Origin of the sequence: Flavobacterium psychraerolatum, assembly GCF_025960985.1 — a bacterium.
In the GTDB taxonomy this organism is placed as follows: domain Bacteria; phylum Bacteroidota; class Bacteroidia; order Flavobacteriales; family Flavobacteriaceae; genus Flavobacterium.
Genome location: NZ_JAOQMX010000044.1, coordinates 1 through 15,975, shown reverse-complemented (window position 1 = coordinate 15,975; position 15,975 = coordinate 1). Strand labels below are relative to the sequence as shown.

The 15,975-nt window shown below is 37.0% G+C and carries 9 protein-coding genes; 6 read left to right on the top strand and 3 right to left on the bottom strand.

The annotated features are described in order from the left end of the window. Nucleotides 1-75: 75 nt before the first annotated feature. Both M2326_RS14425 and M2326_RS14420 read right to left on the bottom strand, forming a co-directional pair. A complete protein-coding gene (locus M2326_RS14425) occupies nucleotides 76-2,970 on the bottom strand; it encodes a glycoside hydrolase family 2 protein (RefSeq protein WP_264620253.1) in 2,895 nt (964 codons plus the stop codon). A gap of 31 nt (nucleotides 2,971-3,001) precedes the next feature. Beyond that, entirely contained in the window at nucleotides 3,002-3,868 is an 867-nt protein-coding gene (locus tag M2326_RS14420; protein ID WP_264620252.1) for a family 16 glycosylhydrolase, read from the bottom strand. A gap of 252 nt (nucleotides 3,869-4,120) precedes the next feature. Here M2326_RS14420 and M2326_RS14415 point away from each other — a divergent pair, with 252 nt between their 5' ends. From M2326_RS14415 to M2326_RS14390, 6 genes are all read left to right on the top strand, one after another. Beyond that, nucleotides 4,121-6,001, top strand: a complete 1,881-nt coding sequence (locus M2326_RS14415; protein ID WP_264620251.1) for a sulfatase-like hydrolase/transferase — start codon at nucleotides 4,121-4,123, stop codon at nucleotides 5,999-6,001. 197 nt (nucleotides 6,002-6,198) lie between these two features. After that, entirely contained in the window at nucleotides 6,199-7,374 is a 1,176-nt protein-coding gene (locus tag M2326_RS14410; protein ID WP_264620250.1) for a T9SS type A sorting domain-containing protein, read from the top strand. A 247-nt stretch (nucleotides 7,375-7,621) separates the two neighbouring features. Continuing rightward, on the top strand, nucleotides 7,622-8,740 hold the full coding sequence (locus M2326_RS14405; RefSeq protein WP_264620249.1) for a Zn-dependent alcohol dehydrogenase: 1,119 nt from the start codon (nucleotides 7,622-7,624) through the stop codon (nucleotides 8,738-8,740). Between the two features lie 94 nt (nucleotides 8,741-8,834). Beyond that, nucleotides 8,835-9,704, top strand: coding sequence for a LamG domain-containing protein (locus M2326_RS14400; protein ID WP_264620248.1), 870 nt, complete (start codon nucleotides 8,835-8,837; stop codon nucleotides 9,702-9,704). Nucleotides 9,705-9,776: 72 nt separating this feature from the next. Further along, on the top strand, nucleotides 9,777-12,272 hold the full coding sequence (locus M2326_RS14395) for a glycoside hydrolase family 2 TIM barrel-domain containing protein (protein ID WP_264620247.1): 2,496 nt from the start codon (nucleotides 9,777-9,779) through the stop codon (nucleotides 12,270-12,272). 4 nt (nucleotides 12,273-12,276) lie between these two features. Then, nucleotides 12,277-13,083: an alpha/beta hydrolase gene (locus tag M2326_RS14390; protein WP_264620246.1), complete on the top strand. Its 807-nt coding sequence runs from the start codon at nucleotides 12,277-12,279 to the stop codon at nucleotides 13,081-13,083. 208 nt (nucleotides 13,084-13,291) lie between these two features. On the opposite strand, the gene M2326_RS14385 is transcribed toward M2326_RS14390, so the two are convergent. After that, complete coding sequence (locus M2326_RS14385) at nucleotides 13,292-15,457, bottom strand: T9SS type A sorting domain-containing protein (protein WP_264620245.1); 2,166 nt, start codon at nucleotides 15,455-15,457, stop codon at nucleotides 13,292-13,294. Nucleotides 15,458-15,975 lie beyond the last annotated feature (518 nt).

Below are 15,975 nucleotides of genomic sequence, written 5' to 3'. Positions count from 1 at the left end.
TATAATGCTGAAGTGGGGATTTTTTATTCATAACAATAATTTTTTTTTAACTAATACTGCTCCGTTATACAATCATTAATACCACTGACTTAATTCAAAATTGTTCAACCACACGGCTGCACCTTTTGGGTCTTTAAAAATAATTTTAACTGGATTTATTCCGTCCGATTCAAAATACTGTGTACTGTTACCAAAAGATTTATTTTGCATATCACTTCCTTCTGTTACTACAATGTTTTCTTTTACCGTAGTTCCGTTTTTATCGGTAGTACTGATGCTTATTTTTTTAGCATACGGAATTTGGTAAATCTTGTAAGTCGCCGCTTTTTCTTGATTTGGATCCATACTGTCTGTATTGGTTCTTGGGGCATGGTGTACCGTTTTTAATTGGTATTTTCCTTTTTTAAGTCCCGTTAATTCTAGCAACAAACCCTCTTTGGTAGCACCTAAAACACCGTCTCCACAAGCAAATCCATATTTACCAATAACATTAATTTCGCCCAGCCATCTCGTATTTTCAACTTTGCCAATAGCTTCGATTTTGGCTGTAAATCCACCCATCTCGCTGAAGATTTTAATGCCTGCATTGTTATCGTTTCCGTTCCAAGGAGTCCAATCAAATTGAACCAATTGATCGTTTCCTCCCAAATCTACTTTCACTTGTTCTAAATCATGAATAGTTTTTATTTCGAATGCGTTGTCGTCTAGTTTGGTACTCAAGATACTAGTTTTGCCCGACTTCAAACCTTTCGCGAAAGCGGTAACTTCAATTTTTCCAACCGCTGTACCTGCCTGAATCAAGACGGGTGCAACCCCATGAGTCGTAAACATTGGGTTGGACTGTGCGGCCGTTTGATCCCCAACAATAGTAGCGTTTCCTTTTACCGAAAAACTAATATTCATATCTACATCTTGTAATATCGTACCGTTTTTGTCGACTACTTTGGCGTAACCTACGATAATATCCGACCCATCAGCAGTTAATTTTCGACCATCTGAATCCAATTCCAAAATTATATGATCTGGAGCTTCGGGTGTCATTTTGGTATCGCTAGACATTTTTTGTCCTTCGACCAAACCATTAGCGGTAAGCGTCCCTTTTTCGAAATTTTCTATTCTAAAATGAAACGGAGCATGCTTTAGATTTTTATAATCGTCTTTGATCGTTGGAGATTGCGTTGCAATTACTTTTCCGTTCAAAACCAGTTCTACTTGATCGGCGTTGCTATAAACGATTACTTCTTGAGTTCCTTCTTTCCAATCGGTTTCCAATCGAGTAAAAGGCACTTTGGTCAACTCCGACTGGTACCAAAAAAGTCCCGGTCGTGGGTATCTAAAAACCGTCATCATACCGCTACGACTTTTATCTCTTTTGTCTGGATTGGGGTGAAAAGTGTAATAAGCATGCGCTGTCCAAGCGATATGACCAATTTTCATTGGGCTACTCATAAAGTCGTTTACCGCTTTTGGTCCACTATGACCTTCCATAGCTAAAATAGGTTCGTCACCGCTCCAATAATAATCACCATAAATCATTTGTGCAAAAATATCGGTCAGTCCCGAGTTTTGCCATCCTGTCCAGCGACTACTTTGCGAAGCCGTAAATCGAGTTGGGTCTTCTTGCTTCATTATATTGTGCGCTCTTGGCACATAACCACGATGATTAATTCCTGCTCCCCAAATAAATACCGATGGATGGTTGCGGTGGTTGCGCACCATGGTTCTAGCGGCTTTTTCATAATTATCAAACCATTCGTTGCTACCAATGGACATCCATGTTGGTGCTTCTTCATAAATCAAAATTCCCAATTCGTCACAAGCCTCAATAAAAGCGTTATCATGCGGATAATGTGCGGTACGAATGACATTCATTCCCAGTTTTTTGATTTGCAAAGCATCCTTATAATGTAACGAATTAGGCATTGCATCTCCTATAAAACCATAATGTTGATGGCGGTTGACACCAATTAACTTAATCGGTTTTCCGTTTAGCAAAACACCTTGCACATTGTTCATTTCGATTTTTCTAAAACCCATTTTACATTCGGTTTCATCTACTAGTTTTCCGTTTTCAAATACGGTGGTATTCACGCGGTACAAATACGGATTATCCGTTGACCACAAATGAAAATTATCTTCAATACTACCTATTTCGTTGAACTGAACTTCATTTCCTGCACCAATTTCTTTGGTTTGCGAAAGCTTCAAAACCACCAGTCCGTTCTTGTCTACCAATCGATTGACAACAGTAGTTTTTTGCGTTTGGGTGGTTTCATTTCGAACTCCCGTTTTGATATTTACAGTACCATTCAAATTGATTGGGTCCACCGTAGGCGTAGTTATATTTTGTCCCGAAATATCCGATTCCCAATTGAAAGTCACGTGCGTCGGATTGGTTTCGACCAAATACACATCACGGTACAAACCTCCAAATTTGATATAATCCATAGGTCCTGGATCAGGCGGAATGATATCGCTTTTTCGGTTGTCTGCCTTTACCGTCACTTGATTTTTGCCGCCATAAGTTACATATTTCGAAATATCAAAATGAAAGGGCGTGTACCCTCCTACCGCATATTCTCCCACATGTTTGCCGTTGACCCATACATTGGTCACTTGATGCACGCCTTCAAATTCGAGAAATACTTTTTTGGATGTATCTGCCGTAACCGTAATGTCTCTACGATACCAACCTACGTTTCTCATAAAAGTCTTTTGGTACTTGTCATCTTGGTTTCCGTTCAAATCCATCGATGTCAATTCTAAGGAATGCGGAACATTGACAGACTCCCATTTTGAATCGTCTAATTTTTCGGTGTATAAAGCACCATCGGGATCACCTAGATGAAATTTCCATCCAAAATTGATGCTTTTTTTGGTTCTCGTGCCTTTCTCTTGTTGGGTCTGACTATGCGCATTCAGGGTGCAAATGAAGCATAGCAGGCTAAGTATTTGAATAGTTTTTTTCATTTTATAATAAATTCTAAGGTTTTTGTAGTAATTATTTATGATCCCAAGCTCTAAAGTATTTCACATGAAACTCGCCGTCCAAGCGTTTATCGTCTGGTAAAGCACCAAACCATTTATTGGATTCACAGTTAAAGTTGACCTCCAACGGTTGGTGCCAATGTGTGTTGGGCGCTTCTCTAAAAAGGATTCCGTCAATATAAAAACGAATAAATTCGGCTGTCCATTCTAAGCCCCAAACATGGTAATCGGCTTGCAATTCTTTCGGAAAATAATATTTGATAGTTCTTGAAAAATGGGCCTTTACATCTCCTTGATCGGCTGGTGATTTAAAAACATGAATATTCGAATTCAAATCATGACGGTTGTATGCAACTCCCGGCGCATTTTCACAAATATCAATCTCTGTCCACCAATCTTTGTCTACATTGGTCATCCAAAAACCTGACACCCATGGCGCATCCATCAATTTACATTCGGCTTCAAAATAGCCGTATAAAAATTGTTTTTTACTTTTTATAAATCCGGTCGAATGCGTAAAATCTTTTGGCAATTGCTCATTGCCGTGTTGATTTACCCTAATGACTAACTCCCCTTTTTCCAGACTTACATTCGAAGGATGAAAATAAGTTGGCGCACGACCTTTCCATTTAGGATTGTTCGGAAACCATTTGTTTTCGTTTAAAGTTTTCGAATCAAATTCATCGGAATATTCTTTTAGAAGTTTCCATTTTCCAGAATTTTTTTGATCCGAAAGCGGAAATTGTTGGTTCAATCGAGAAGGTGCTTTTTCGAGTTGAATCGAATCTGCATATTTTTTGGGCGGAATGGTTAAATCCTGTGCCTGTACAGTCACACAAAAGGTAAAAGTAGAAACGATAGTTAATAGTACTGTTTTCATTTTTTTTGTGAAATAATTTTGTATTGTGAAAATACTATCTTTTGATTTAATTGAAATATAAAGTCTTGAAATATTGCGTTAATAACCCATTTGTGATAGAGATAAAAACATTTGCAGACAATGGATTGGCTGTCTCAGTTTAATTTAGCAATCAACTATAACTAGATTAAAAATGAACTAAATAAGGTAGTTAAACTCTTTTGTATTTACATATCAAACTACCTCAATTATTCCACAACAAAAAATCACACTATGAAAGTAAAATTATTTGCACTTTGTGTATTGAGCTTTGCGGCATCCAATTCACGACTGTTGGCACAAAAAACAGTTAAAAAACCGAATATTCTTTGGATTTTGACTGATGACCAACGAAAAGATTCCAACGGCTATTATAACCAAATCACAACAGGAAAAAATGATAGTCCATTGGGGTATATTGAATCGCCAAACTTAGATGCTTTGGCCAAAGAGGGAGTTGTGTTCCCGAATATGTATTGCAACTCACCCGCTTGTGCGCCATCACGAAACGGAATCTTAGCGGGGAAATACCCGCACCATTCTGGAGTCTATGGTTTTGAATATTTTAATGGTGAGGCCGAATTTTTCACCAAAACGATGCCTCAAATTATGGTTGAAAACGGGTACGAAACCAGTTTGTTTGGTAAGGCTGGTTATCGAAATAAAAGCGTTGACAAAAAAAGTGCTACTAAAAAAACGGAAGATTTATACAAAGGTTTCTATCAAAAATTTGTTACAGATACAGAACTGGAAAGAGGTGGCGTAACCGACTGGAACAAAGAAACGACTTACGGGAAAGTAAACGGAAAATCGGCTAAAATAGATACGCGCATGCAATTTTTCTATCCGAATAATGTCAAAAAATCTTGGACTACAGAAGATAATATCTCGGATGCAGAAAAAGCTATCAAAGCTTCTGTCGAAAAAGAATTGGATATCTTATATCACAATGCCAGCGATGGAGAAGAATCTACTTTGATTATTGGTGGAGTTAACTCTATGCCTGCAGACAAAACATTGGATGGAAATATTTTGACCGAGTATCGTAACTATTTGCAAAATCAAAATAAGCCTTACCAATCCTTATTAGGAGATAAAATGGCGGGTGCCGATACCAGCAAACCTATTTTTACGAGTTTGAGTTTCCACTTTCCGCATACGCCTGTGATGCCTCCAAAGGAATTTAGAGACCGCTTTAAAGATAAAGTGTATAAAATTCCAGCATTCGATAAAAAAGAAGAGTTGAGTAAACTACCAAAACAATTGGTGGACTTATACAATAAATTAAGAATTGACGGCTACTCTTATGAAGATAAGCAACAAGCCATCAGAGATTATTATGCCTTTTGTGCTTTTGGAGATTACATCATCGGGAAAGCAATTGCCGAATTTAAAGCCTATTCGAAAAAGAACAATCAAGAATACATGATCTTGTACACTTGTGGAGATCACGGATGGCAATTGGGAGAACAAGGTATTGAATCTAAATTTTCGCCTTGGGAACTTTCTACACATACCACTGGGATTTTGGTTTCGTCAGACAAAAAAGCGGTACCTGCAGGAAAAGTGTATGATGGCTTTGCTGAATATGTTGACATCATGCCGACCGTTTTGGCCGCTGGAGGTGTTGATTTAAAAGCCAAAGAATACCAATTTTTGGACGGATTTGATTTGGCTGAAATGTATTCGAACCCAAAAATAAAGAAAGACTACATTATTGGTGAAATAAATAGTGTTGCAGGTCCACGCTCGTATATGCGTACCAAGGATTTCGCTTTCTCTATGCGTCCACGTCCATTGAATGGAGGACCTGGAGGAAGATACAAACCAAATGAAAACGTACGTTGGGGACTGGATGCTCCGAGAGAAGAAGTGCAATTGGCATTTTATGATTTACGTAAAGATCCTATGGAACGAAACAATCTGGCTAATGACAAAAACTACATTGCTTTGACAGATTGGTTTAGAGCCAAACTCGGAAATATTATTCTAGGTGATGGTCGTATTGAATGTGATTGGAAACAAAAAAACGTTTACAACACCAGTACTTTTGCCTTGGGTGCAGATGATAAAAAAATTGATATCCCAAAGAATATTGTTCCAAATATAAAATAGAATTACATTTAATACAAAACGCCTTTAGAAGTAAATCCTAAAGGCGTTTTGCATTATTACAAAGCTAACACTGCCACAAATGTACAATAGTATAATTTCCGTAGTATATAATCATTTGTTTTACTTTTAAAACCATATGTTAAGCTTGTTTTTTTAAATGAATTTTATGTTTGTATCAACTTTTAAATCAAATAATTATGAAAAAACTATTACTATTATTTGTTACTAGCCTTGGAGCTATAACAATTTCTCAAGCACAGCAAACAATTAGTTTAAGTACAAATGCAACCTCGTTAAATGATATTAAAATTTCTGAAAACGGATATATCTTAGAACAAACAAGTCCAGGAGTTTATGCGCAAAGAACGATAACCTTAACATCCACAAATGATCCTGGAGACGGTTCAGGAGGATATAACAATGCTTTTTTTGTAGTAAAAAATGGAGTCCCTACTAACGTAGCTACTGCAGGGACTTTAAGTACTGCAAATGCTACAACTGTATCAATTAATGCTGATGATCCAACTATAAATACAAGAACTTGGGAAATTTCACTTTTAAATCTTGTATCAGGCAACATTCCACAAGGTTCTGAGTATGATTTTAGGGCTACTGGTGGATCTTCAATTCCTCCTACTACAGTTGAAATTGTTGCGTCTTATACTATACCAGTTGTTGAAAAACATATTTATGAATTTAATTCTACTGGTAATACAGAAGGCTTTTCAGCTACCAATTCTGCAATTACTGTTTCAGCAGGAAAAATGATTATAACTACTGATGCAGTTACGGCAAGTGCACCTCACCCTATTGGTTTCGTAAGAAAATCCGGTGAAAATAATTATATTGATGCAACTACCTATAAGTGGGTCCATATCTATTATAGAAATAAATCTTCTAATTCACAAATTAGATTTATTACTGGTACTGGTGGTACTAATGGCACAAATTTTACGCCTACAGTAATGAATATGACCAATGAAAGTCCATATGAAGTAGCTGTTATTAATTTGGCAGGATTAACAACATGGACAGGTAATATCAGTACGTTTGATATCCAACACAGAGTTAATAATACAACGTCATTAGCAGGAACTTTAGAAATTGATAGAATTGAATTTTCTATAGGAAATACTTTAGGATTAAAAAACAATCAAGTAACCCAACATGTAAATGTTTTCCCAAACCCAACCAACGGAGCAATTACAATTTCTGATTTAGAAGATAGTAAAACAATCCATATTTACAATATGTTGGGAGCTGTTGTAAAAAGCTTTCCTGCAAGCAATACTATTGATATTTCTGATTTAGCAACTGGAATTTATATTTTAAAAACAGATACTGGATTAAGTAGTAAAATTGTGAAACAATAAAGAAAACTATAAGTAAGTAAAGTACTCTTTAAAAAATAGGTTTTAAATCCTTTGATACTGTCAAAGGATTTTTTTGTTAAAGGACAAATATAAATACACCTAAAAGTATTCTATGCTGTCGTATTAATACTGTTTTAGACAATAAAACAAACAAAATAGTTTATTTATTTGATAAAATACATTCTATAAACTACTACTCATCTGATTAATTTTATAAATTAATTTCAACTTAATTTATACCACTATAATGAGCATCACTTGTAAAGCAGCAATCGCAAAAGGAGACGGAACATTTTCGATAGAAACCATAACAGTAGAAAACCCACAAGCAGATGAGGTTTTGGTACAAGTAAAAGCGGCTGGTCTATGCCATACCGATCATGATTCCTTAAACTGGGGAAAACCAATTGTAATGGGACATGAAGGTGCGGGAATTGTTACTGCTATTGGATCGAATGTCTCTTCTGTAAAAGTAGGTGATGCTGTGATTTTGAACTGGGCTACTCCTTGTGGAAAATGCTTTCAATGTGAACACGAAAACGAACATATTTGCGAAAATAATTCGCCCGTAGTGGCTGGCGGAAACGGATACACTCCCGGACACGCACACCTAGAGGGAACGGCTTGGAACGGTACACCAATCATTCGCTCTTTTAATATTGGTACTTTGTCGGAATATACGTTGGTCAAAGAATCTGCGGTGGTCAAAAACCCTATTCAAGACATGAGTTATCCTGCCGCAAGTATTGTGAGCTGTGGTGTAATGACCGGTTTTGGTTCAGCGGTAAATACAGCAAAAGTAGAAGCCAATTCTTCTGCCGTTGTATTAGGAACTGGTGGTGTTGGATTAAACGTTATCCAAGGAATTAAAGTTTCTAAAGCGGCAATGATTATTGCAATCGACATCAACCAACAACGTTTGGATATGGCAGTCGAATTTGGAGCGACACACACCATTCTAGCCGATAAAAACGACAAAGGATTACTAAATGCTGCCAAAAAAGTCAAAGAAATGACCAATGGTCGTGGTGCTGATTATGCTTTTGAGTGTACTGCCATTCCTGCCTTGGGAGCAGCACCTCTAGCCATGGTTAGAAACGCTGGAACAGCAGTTCAAGTGAGCGGAATTGAAGAAGAAGTTTTAATAGATATGTCATTGTTCGAATGGGATAAAAAATACATCAATCCATTATACGGAAAATGTAACCCTCAAAAAGACTTTCCAAAAATCGTGGAGCATTATAGAAAAGGAGAAATCATGTTGGACGAAATGATTACCAATACCTATCCTTTAGAAGATTTACAACAAGCCTTAGACGATATGTTGTCGGGTAAAAATGCCAAAGGTGTAATTGTATTCGAATAATATATAGGTATGAAATCGCCATGATTCAATTATCACAAACATAGATGAAGAATGGCGATACCATATTCCATTAAAAAACAAATATTATCTAGATATGAAAAAAAACATTCTTTTTATAGCTGGAACTTTTTTAACATTTAGTTCTCTATTAACTGCGCAAATTAAAGCACCAGAAGGTAAATCATGGCAATTGGTTTCTGAATTGTCCGATGAGTTTAACGGAAAAACATTAGATACCAAAAAATGGATTGCAGATCCAGAAGGTCATCCTGAATTTGGTTGGATTGGTCGTTCTCCTGCCCTTTTTAAAGAAAATGCAGTTACTGTCGAAAACGGGTATTTAAATATTGAAGTTGGAAAACTAGACGAGCGTTTTGTAAGCAACAAATACAACACGCCTACCAATTATGATTATTACGGAGGTATTATTAGAGCAGTAAATCCCGTAACTTATGGTTATTATTTTGAGAGTACTTTCAAAATGAGCAAAACAGAAATGGGTGGCGGTTTTTGGATAATGTCTAAAAATACCTGTGGCAAAAAACACGAGATTGACATTACCGAATCTGTGGGAAGTATTTCTCCACTAGCACAAGAATGGGGCAAAAAATGGGATAAAATTATGCATTCTAATACCATTTTACGAAATACTACTTGCAACGAAGAGAAAAGGGACCAGGGAATGATCCTTCCAGAAACAAAAAATTCTGAAAAATTCTATACCTACGGTTGTTGGTGGAAGAGCCCAAATGAATTATTATTCTATTTGGATGGAAAATATGTGTATACACTAACGCCTCCTGCGGACTTTGACCAACAAATGTTTATTCATTTTTCTATTGAAGTCTACGATTGGAATCCAATTCCAGAGAAAAACAGTAAACTAATGTCAGCATCCAAAAAAGACAGAACTGCCTTGATTGACTACATAAGAACCTATAAATTGGTTACTGCAAAACCTTAATTAGTAACAGAAGTAAGCTTTAGATTTGAATTACAGAACCTAAAGAATAGTAAAAAATATAAAAACCAACAGATGAAAAATATTTGGACAACAATAGGATTGTTTCTTTTGACTTTCCACGCCAATGCACAACAAACCGATTTACTAAAAAACTGGAAGTTCACCAATTATGATTATGGTGCTGCTTTTCAGGAAAACTTTGATGATTCCAATTGGGAAAAAGTTACTGTCCCTCACGATTGGGCTGTAAAAGGTGATTTTGATTTTGCCAATGACGTACAACTAACCATGGTGGTTCAAGACGGCGACAACAAACCCTTTTACCGCACGGGTCGTAGTGGTGCTTTGCCATACGTTGGCATCGGTTGGTATAGAACCCAATATTCTGTATCTGCTGCCGACTTAAAAGGCAAAGTACAAATTATGTTTGATGGTGCCATGAGCAACTCCAAAGTTTTTGTAAATGGACAATACGTAGGCGAAAGACCTTTTGGATACATTTCCTTTTATTTTGATGTGACTAAATTTTTAAAAGCGGGTGACAACACAATTGCCGTTCGATTGGAGAACTTCAACAGTCAATCACGTTGGTATCCTGGAGCTGGTTTGTACCGCAAAGTTTCGATTATAAAAACCAATGCTACACACGTAAAAACTTGGGGGACTTTTGTAACCACACCTTCTATTTCGAAAAAGAAAGCTATTGCGAATTTAAATTTAGAGGTAGTAGGAAACGGAAAATACACGATAAAAAACGAAGTACTTAATCCTTCTGGAAAAGTAGTTAGTTCGAAAACTTCTTCCGTACAAATCAACGACAACCAATTAGTAAACGAACAATTTGAAATTTCGAAACCTGAATTATGGAGTTTAGAAAATCCTAATTTGTATCAATTGAAAACGACTATTCTTGCCGGAAATGAAGTTATAGATACTTATTCAACTACTTTCGGAATCAGAACGGTTCGTTATGAAGTAGATGGTTTTTATTTGAATGACAAAAAAGTACGTTTCAATGGCGTGAACATGCACCATGATTTGGGGCCAGTTGGAGCCGCTTTTCACAGAGAGTTATTTGTTCGACAAATGAAAAAAATGAAAGTGATGGGTGTTAATGCGATTCGTTTTTCACACAATCCACCAGCTCCCGAAGCTTTGGACGTTTGTGATGAAATGGGATTATTAGCTATTGATGAAGCTTTTGACGAATGGCAGATTGGTAAAGTAACCAACGGTTATTCTATCCATTTTGACAAATGGTCGAAAACTGATTTGACCGATATGATTTTGAGAGATCGAAATCACCCCAGTATTATTATGTGGAGCATCGGTAACGAAATCATGGAGCAGTACAAACATGATCCTAACAAAATTACGTCTTACTTAAACAAAATAGTAAAATCACTAGACACCACACGTGCTACAACAGCAGGATTTAACTCTGCCAAAAACGCGATTGTAAGTGGCATGGCGACTACCGTAGATGTGGCTGCTTTTAATTATAAAGCAGGTATTTATGGAGCCATTCGAAAGCAATATCCAAATTTGAAATTTTTTGCTAGCGAAACGGGCGGTTCAGTAAGTGTTCGAAATAGTTATAAATTCCCAGTTGTTTTTGATACCATTCACGGCAAGAGAGGCGATTCATCCCATACCGTTGTGTATCCTGATGGACATCCTGGTAATTTTGAAACGACCAATGTCCCTTGGGGATATCCTGCGTACAAAGAGTTTGCTTCTCAAGAGAAAAACCCATCTGTTTATGGCGAATTTGTATGGACGGGATATGATTATTTAGGAGAACCTTCACCGTATCACAATGCCGAAGCACGTAGCTCGTACTTTGCACCAGTGGATTTTGTAGGATTAGAAAAAGATAAATTTTACCAATACCAAGCACAGTGGAATAAAGACGCAAAAGTATTGCACTTTTTCCCACATTGGACTTGGCCTGACTTGAAAGTAAAATCCTTTCCAGTAGTTTGTTATACTAATTATGAGAAAGCAGAACTGTTTGTGAACGGAAAAAGTTATGGTATTCGAACCAAAAAACCATTAAGCAAATTAGATTTCGAAACTAATAATTTGGCAAAAGAAGCTTCTGGTGGTGGTAATTGGGATTTATTCAAAGCCTATGCAATTGTTTGGGACGATGTGGTGTACGAACCTGGTGAAGCCAAAATTGTAGCTTATGACAAAAACAATAAAAAAGTAGCCGAAACCAAAAGAGTAACTGCGGGAGCACCTCATTCGATAAAAATAGAACCAGAAATTGCAACAATTCAAAATGGAGAAGTGGGAGTTTATGTAGTTTCTATGGTGGACAAAGACGGAAATCTATGTCCGCACTTTAATGAAGATATGGATATAGAAGTATCAGGAGCGGCAACGTTTTTGGCTGCTGGAAATGGAGATCCAGTTAATATGCAAAATTTATCTAAACCAAAACGTAAGTTTTTCAACGGTCAAGCGGTTATATTTGTACAGTCTATTTCGAAAGGTAAAATCACGCTTGCGGCAAAAACAAAAAATATCCAAGCGACAAGTACAGAGTTAGCCGTAAAATAAAAATATGGAATCAAAATTTAGAACTACCGAAATTTCGAACCCCGAATTCGAAAGCAACAACCTTCGTTTTATCACCGTGAAAACGCCCAATTTGCAAGGGCGTGGTGATATTTGTGTGTTTGTTCCTCCGATGAAAGATTTAACAAATGTTCCAATTGTAACCTTACTTCATGGCGTTTATGGCAGTGCCTGGATTTGGGCGCACAAAGCAGGAGTACATTTGACCGCTCTAAAAATGATGCAAGAAGGCAAAATAAAACCCATGGTTTTGGCAATGCCATCAGACGGATTGTGGGGCGATGGTTCTGCTTATTTGCCTCACAATGACAAGAATTTTGAATCTTGGATTGTTGACGATGTTATAAATGCGGTGATCGAAAATATTGATTGCACCAGTTCGACTTCTGATTTGTTTATCTCTGGATTATCCATGGGTGGTTTTGGAGCCTTGCATCTAGGTGCAAAATACCCAAACAAGTACAAAGCAATCTCGGGACATTCGTCTATCACCAACAAAAACCAAATGCCGTTGTTTGTCGAAGAAGACGAAAACCAATACAATCAAATAAATAGTTGTGACGAAGATGTATTTGAAACCATTTTAAAAAACAGAGCAGAACTCCCCTATTTGCGTTTTGATTGTGGCAAAGACGATTTATTGATTGAGCACAATCGGCTTTTGCACCAGCAACTAGACGAAGCAGATATTAATCATACCTATGAAGAGTTTGAAGGTGCTCACGAATGGCCGTATTGGCAAGAGCATGTTCAAGATAGTTTATTGTTTTTTAGTCAATTTGTGACCCTTTAAAACATTTTCTACTGTAAATACAAAACCCAATCTAGTACAAAAAGAGTAGTAGATTGGGTTTTTCTTTGTCTTTATTTTATTCGAAAAAGATAGTTTCAAAAAGCGTATTACTGTAAAAACACAGAGCCGAATTTGATTTACTCAAATTCGACTCTACTAACTTTAAACTTAAACAATTGGTTATTTTTTAATTAGGAACCAATCAAACCTAATTTACGATCAATTTCGTTTTGGCCATTTTAATGTTATTCTTCACAATAACTACAAAATAAACACCTTTAGTTAATTTACTTATATCAAGTTTGTTGGCCAACTGTGCCAAATTTACTTCTTGCACCAAAGCTCCTTGAACATTGTATATATTGGCCGTGCTATTGACCAAATCATCCACGATTGTCAGCACTGCTTGTTCTTTGGCTGGATTTGGAGAAATGCTAATTTGATTATCGTATTGAAATTTTTCATTCGATAAAAGACGAATATTGTGACTGAAATTATTCACTTGTAAACATACACTACTTACATGTCCGCCTGCATCTGGAAATTGTACCGAAACCACGTTATTGGCAGCCAATAAACTGTAAGGAACAGGAATTTCTAATACTCCAAAAAAGGAATCTCTTTGCGGTTGATTATCCCCTCTAAAATCGGTAGGCGTTGCCACGATTGTATTGTTTACTTTGATTACGGGAACTAAGGATTTACCAGTGGCTCTACCAACTCCAACACGTAATACTGCTTCACCGTAAGTGCCTTTGGTAATGCCGTTTACATTATAAAGCACTGGCGTATTTGCTGCAACGATTGGTTTTAAGTAATCGTCGGCATAGTATTTTGTTTCATCCAAGGTTCTATCAATCGCAATTGGGTTGGCAAAAGTATATTCCAAAATAACATGCGATTCTGAACCTATAGTCAATGACGTAATCGGTGTAGTTGTCGTTGTTTCTTGTAAATCTGTTTGGTTGCCTGTCAAGGTTAGGTATCGTTTTACAATCTGCGTAACAGCTCTATCATCATGATCAAAAAGACTCAAATCAATCGTTTTGATTGCTTGTTCCAAATTATTGATAATCACATAGCCTTTATTTCCGTCCACGTAAGCTTTTACCAAAATATCGGGATCGTCAGATTTGATGTCTACACGAGTACCTTTTACGTTTTTCCATTGTTGGTAAAATTTTACAAAATCGGTATACACCCATTGTCCGGTATAACTCGCTGGCTCATTGGCTTTGCGCATTAATCGGCTGGTATAAGGAACTCCAGTTGTGCTGTTGTAACCCCATTCGGCTTTTACAATCACAAACGGAATCGCACTAGCAATCGTGTTGGGTCTTTCCAAAAACGACATCAGCATCGAGTTGAACGACTTCACATTTAGCCAATCTCTATACGAACTCCATTGTTGGTTGTTGGAATCATGTGTTTGTGCTCCATATTCCGAAAGTACATAAGGCTTTACCGATCCTACCGAAAGTTTTCCATAATGATCCATCATGTCAAAAGTGGCTTCTAGATTACTTCCAGAGCGCATCTGACGTTTTCCGCCAATGGTTGGAAAATCATATAAATGAATCGAATAATAATCCATTTTGCTTCCCGCCATATCCATAAACATTTTGTCTCGGTTGAACCAACGCTGAAACTCCCCTACTTCGTAATACGGAAACGAATTGGTATACCCACAAATCTTAGTATTTGGCATTTGCGCTCTAATCGCATCGGCAGCTGCAATGTGAAAATTGGCTATCTCCGCAATCGTTTTGGTATATTCTTTCACACCACCCAATAGTTCATAATCAGGCTCGTTGACAATTTCCAAAAAAGCAGGTAAACTAGGTCCGTTCCCTCCAAAAAATTCTTTCATGAAACGCCCCATGTACTCTCCTGTTGCAGTTCCGTTGGCTAGATTCCATCCTTTAGCTGTTGGTTTTTGCCCAACACCCGTCCAAAATGGATACAATTGACCACCAAAAATCATTCCTCCTTTGCGGCTCTCGTATTGCGCTAAATTGGTTTTGGCTGCAAAACTATTTCGAGACGACAATCCTCTTGAAGCAATATCAGTAGGACTAGCATAACCAGCACGTGCAGGATCCTGCGCCACCTGATTTAAAGTATAGGTAATCAATCCCGTTTCACGACCCAAATACACATCCAGACCATTCAGGAAATCATTTCGTAAATCGACAATTTGATTGTCTCCATCCCATTCCGCCTCAGTTGTATTGGCATGCATGGTAATGAACTTAGAGCGTTCAAAAGTCGAAACGCCGCCAACAGTATGTTTTACATTCAGGTTCACATCTACTTTTACTTGGGCAAAAAAAGCTGCCGGCACTAAAAGAAGTATTAGGTATTGTTTTTTCATGGTTTTGGTTGATTAGTTTCCTAATCACAAAATTCAATCATTAAAACCACTTACCAAACAAAGCAAACTAGACAAAAAATAGACAATCCCTTTAAATTTGGCTTTTCCGACTGAATTAGATGTTTTTTTGTTTGGGCTTCGGAAAGCTTTCGGGACTACGTAAAAAGTACGGGTCGGGTTGTACATTGTATCTTTCCCGTTTGTTGTCGCAACAGCAAAGGATGCCTCCCGACTTTTCGGGGCCATCCCTTACGCAACTATTTGGGAAGCATTTAGGAGTGTTTGTAAATTACAGAAAAAATTTTGGTTATAGTTTTGAGTTTTCAGAAAAAACGCATAAACTTGTGGGTATTTATGAGTTAACTGAAATCATTTTTAATATCGTGCAAATAAGACGAAATATAAGAATCAAAAATAAAAAATTTGAGGTAAGCAGTTAGTTACATATAATCTCCTTTTGACAAATATTATCTGCTTTTACCATTCTTTTGATTAAATTATTGAATATTGTGTCTTTG

Excerpts from the sequence above, each read along its gene's own strand:
- M2326_RS14390 (WP_264620246.1), top strand. The coding sequence starts at position 12,277 with ATGGAATCAAAATTTAGAACTACCGAAATTTCGAACCCCGAATTCGAA.
- M2326_RS14410 (WP_264620250.1), top strand. The coding sequence starts at position 6,199 with ATGAAAAAACTATTACTATTATTTGTTACTAGCCTTGGAGCTATAACA.
- M2326_RS14385 (WP_264620245.1), bottom strand. The coding sequence starts at position 15,457 with ATGAAAAAACAATACCTAATACTTCTTTTAGTGCCGGCAGCTTTTTTT.
- M2326_RS14400 (WP_264620248.1), top strand. The coding sequence starts at position 8,835 with ATGAAAAAAAACATTCTTTTTATAGCTGGAACTTTTTTAACATTTAGT.
- M2326_RS14395 (WP_264620247.1), top strand. The coding sequence starts at position 9,777 with ATGAAAAATATTTGGACAACAATAGGATTGTTTCTTTTGACTTTCCAC.
- M2326_RS14425 (WP_264620253.1), bottom strand. The coding sequence starts at position 2,970 with ATGAAAAAAACTATTCAAATACTTAGCCTGCTATGCTTCATTTGCACC.
- M2326_RS14415 (WP_264620251.1), top strand. The coding sequence starts at position 4,121 with ATGAAAGTAAAATTATTTGCACTTTGTGTATTGAGCTTTGCGGCATCC.
- M2326_RS14405 (WP_264620249.1), top strand. The coding sequence starts at position 7,622 with ATGAGCATCACTTGTAAAGCAGCAATCGCAAAAGGAGACGGAACATTT.
- M2326_RS14420 (WP_264620252.1), bottom strand. The coding sequence starts at position 3,868 with ATGAAAACAGTACTATTAACTATCGTTTCTACTTTTACCTTTTGTGTG.